Source organism: Halanaerobium salsuginis, assembly GCF_900114545.1.
GTDB lineage: Bacteria > Bacillota > Halanaerobiia > Halanaerobiales > Halanaerobiaceae > Halanaerobium > Halanaerobium salsuginis.
In genome coordinates this window covers 1-3,529 of the sequence record NZ_FOTI01000080.1, presented here as the reverse complement: position 1 = coordinate 3,529, position 3,529 = coordinate 1, and the positions used below count along the sequence as shown (strand labels likewise).

The following is a 3,529-nucleotide window of genomic DNA, read 5'->3' as shown; positions in this document are numbered from 1 at the left end:
TCTATCATTAACAGTTTATAAATAGTTTTAACTTTAATATACTTTATAACACTAGGTTTTTCTATGAGTGTTGCATTTAATATTGCAATTTAAGATTTTAAAAAATGGGGAAACTCATTTTATTTTTAGCTTGACATGCCACTCTAAAACTGTTAAAATATTTAAGTGTGCTCAACAAAAGAGTGGTTCTGGAGGTAAATAATTTATGTTACAAGAAATGTCTGGAGCTGATCTTCTAGTTGGAAGCAAACAGACTTTAAAAGCTATTGCAAATGATCAGGTGACGAAAATTTATCTGGCTAGTGATATTGACCAGCCTTTAAAAGAAGAAATTCTGGAGGCTGTTAATAATAAAAGTATTCCTTTTGAGATGATCGAAAGTAAGACTGAATTAGGCAGAATCTGTGGAATTGATGTTCCGGCAGCTTCTGCAGCTTTATTGAAATAACTGGAAGGAGGTGGGATTGCATGCCGACAATTAGTCAATTGATTCGTAAAGGTCGTGAAAAGACTAAAAAGAAGACTTCTGCTCCTGCTCTGGAGGGTTCTCCGCAAAAAAGGGGGGTCTGTACTAGAGTATATACTGCCACACCTAAGAAACCTAACTCTGCTTTGAGAAAAGTAGCTCGTGTGCGTTTAACTAATGGAAAAGAAGTAACAGCTTATATTCCTGGAATCGGACATAATTTACAAGAACACTCTGTAGTTTTAGTTCGTGGTGGAAGAGTTAAGGATTTACCTGGTGTTAGATATCATATTGTCAGAGGTGCACTTGATACAGCAGGTGTTGATGATAGAAGACAGGGACGATCCAAATATGGTGTAAAAAAACCTAAATAAAAGGGGGGATTTTAGTGCGTAAGAATAGAGCAGAAAAACGAGATATAGTGCCTGATCCAGTATATGATGATGCAATTGTTAGTCGGATCATCAATAAATTAATGTTAGATGGCAAAAAAGGACTGGCAGAAAAAGCATTTTATGGTGCTCTTGATATTATCTCTGAACAAACTGGTGAAAGTGGTTTGACAGTAGTTAATGAAGCAATTGAAAACATAAAACCAGCTCTGGAAGTTAAATCAAGAAGAGTTGGGGGCTCAAACTACCAAGTTCCAGTTGAAGTTGATGAAAATAGAAAGATTACTTTAAGTTTACGCTGGTTAGTTACAGCAGCTAGATCACGCAGTGAAAAAACTATGCAAGAAAGAATTGCTGGCGAAATTATGGATGCATATAATAATACAGGCGGCGCAGTTAGAAAGAAAGAAGAAGTCCATCGGATGGCTGAAGCTAATAGAGCTTTTGCACATTATAGATGGTAGTTTAGTTGCGTGATGTATATAATTTTTATATAAGGGGGGAGAATAGTGGCCCGACAATTTCCACTAAAAAAGACACGTAACATTGGTATAATGGCGCATATTGATGCAGGAAAGACAACTACAACAGAAAGAATTCTTTATTATACAGGTCGAGTTCATAAAATGGGTGAAACTCATGATGGAGCATCCGTTATGGACTGGATGGAACAGGAGCAAGAAAGAGGTATTACTATTACTTCTGCTGCTACCACCTGTCAATGGAGAAATAATCGGATTAATATTATAGATACGCCCGGACACGTGGACTTTACAGTTGAAGTAGAAAGATCACTTAGAGTTTTAGATGGTGCAATTGCACTATTCTGTTCTGTTGGAGGAGTTGAACCACAATCTGAGACTGTCTGGAGACAGGCAGATAAGTATGGTGTTCCTAGAATTGCCTTTGTTAATAAAATGGACAGAATGGGAGCTGACTTCTTTAGAGCAGTAGATATGATGAAAGACAGACTTGGTGCTAATGCAGTTCCAATTCAACTTCCTATTGGAAGTGAAGATAACTTTGATGGTGTAGTTGATTTAATTGAAATGGATGCTATTGTTTATGAAGATGAACTTGGTGTAAATTTTGAAAGAGTTGAAATACCTGAAGAGTTACAAGAACAGGCAGAAGAGTACCGTGAACTTTTAATGGAATCTTTATCAGAAGAAGACGACGAATTTATGATGAAATATTTAGAAGGAGAAGTAACTACTGATGATATTAAAAAATTACTTCGCCAGGCTGTTCTAAATGTTAATGTAATTCCGGTTCTTTGTGGATCAGCGTTTAAAAATAAAGGTGTGCAGATGTTATTGGATGCAGTAATTGAATACCTGCCTTCTCCAATTGATGTTCCGGCTATTGAGGGCGTTAATCCTGATACTGATGAAGTTGAGGTGAGGCATGCTGATGATGATGAGCCATTTTCTGGCTTAGCTTTTAAGATTATGTCTGATCCTTATGTGGGTAAGCTTGCTTTCTTTAGATCTTATTCTGGAACTCTTGAATCAGGATCTTATGTTTATAATGCTACTGCTGGAGTTCGTGAAAGAGTAGGACGTATCCTGCAGATGCATGCTAATCGTAGAGAAGAAAGAGAAGTGATTTTTGCTGGTGATCTTGGTGCTCTAGTTGGTCTTAAAAACACAAGCACAGGTGATACAATTTGTGATCAGGATCATCCAATTGTTTTAGAATCGATGGAATTCCCTGAACCTGTTATTGGAGTTGCTATTGAGCCTAAGAGTAAAGCAGATCAGGATAAACTCGGTGAAGCATTACAACGCTTAGCAGAAGAAGATCCTACTTTTAGAGTTCATACTGATGAAGAAACTGGTCAAACAATTATTCAAGGAATGGGAGAGTTACATCTGGAAGTAATTGTTGATCGTCTTCTAAGAGAATTCAAAGTTGATGCTAATATTGGTAAGCCTAAAGTTGCTTATCGTGAAACTATCACTAAAAAAGTTACAAATGTTGAAGGTAAATTCATTCGTCAATCCGGCGGACGTGGTCAGTATGGTCATGTTGTAATTGACATTGAACCTCAAGAACAGGGTGCTGGTTTTGAGTTTGAAGACAATATTCGTGGCGGATCAATTCCGAGAGAGTATATTCCTTCTGTAGAAGATGGAGTTAAAGAGGCTCTCGAAAATGGTGTGCTGGCTGGATATCCTGTAGTTGATGTTAAAGTATCACTTAATGATGGTAGCTATCATGATGTTGACTCATCTGAAATGGCATTTAAAATTGCTGGATCAATGGGCTTTAGAGCTGGAGCTAAAAGAGCTAACCCTGCACTGCTAGAACCTGTTATGAGTGTAGAGGTTGTAACTCCAGAAGAATACATGGGAGATGTAATCGGTGATTTGAACGGACGCCGTGGTAGAGTAGAAGGTATGGAACCAAGAGCAAATGCTCAGGTTGTTACAGCATATGTACCTCTCTCTGAAATGTTTGGTTATGCAACTGACCTGAGATCCAAAACTCAGGGTAGAGCAACCTATACAATGCAGTTCTCTCATTATGAACAAGCACCAAAGAATATCGCCAAAGAAATTATTGGAGAATAAATAAAATTTTAAGGAGGAAGAAAAATGGCAAAAGCAAAATTTGAAAGAACAAAACCCCATGTTAACATAGGAACCATAGGCCATGTTGACCATGG

General features: G+C 37.5%; 4 protein-coding genes and 1 pseudogene. All 5 read left to right on the top strand.

The genetic code is table 11. The features are described 5' to 3' along the window. Positions 1-205 precede the first annotated feature (205 nt). Positions 206-448: a ribosomal L7Ae/L30e/S12e/Gadd45 family protein gene (locus BMZ74_RS14160; protein ID WP_089862851.1), complete on the top strand. Its 243-nt coding sequence runs from the start codon at positions 206-208 to the stop codon at positions 446-448. Positions 449-468: 20 nt separating this feature from the next. Continuing rightward, positions 469-840, top strand: a complete 372-nt coding sequence (gene rpsL / locus BMZ74_RS14155; protein ID WP_089862850.1) for a 30S ribosomal protein S12 — start codon at positions 469-471, stop codon at positions 838-840. A 14-nt stretch (positions 841-854) separates the two neighbouring features. After that, on the top strand, positions 855-1,322 hold the full coding sequence (gene rpsG, locus BMZ74_RS14150) for a 30S ribosomal protein S7 (protein ID WP_089862849.1): 468 nt from the start codon (positions 855-857) through the stop codon (positions 1,320-1,322). A 45-nt stretch (positions 1,323-1,367) separates the two neighbouring features. Continuing rightward, a complete protein-coding gene (fusA, locus tag BMZ74_RS14145) occupies positions 1,368-3,434 on the top strand; it encodes an elongation factor G (protein ID WP_089862848.1) in 2,067 nt (688 codons plus the stop codon). A gap of 24 nt (positions 3,435-3,458) precedes the next feature. Then, positions 3,459-3,529 (top strand): annotated as a pseudogene (locus BMZ74_RS14725) (GTP-binding protein); the annotation flags it as partial.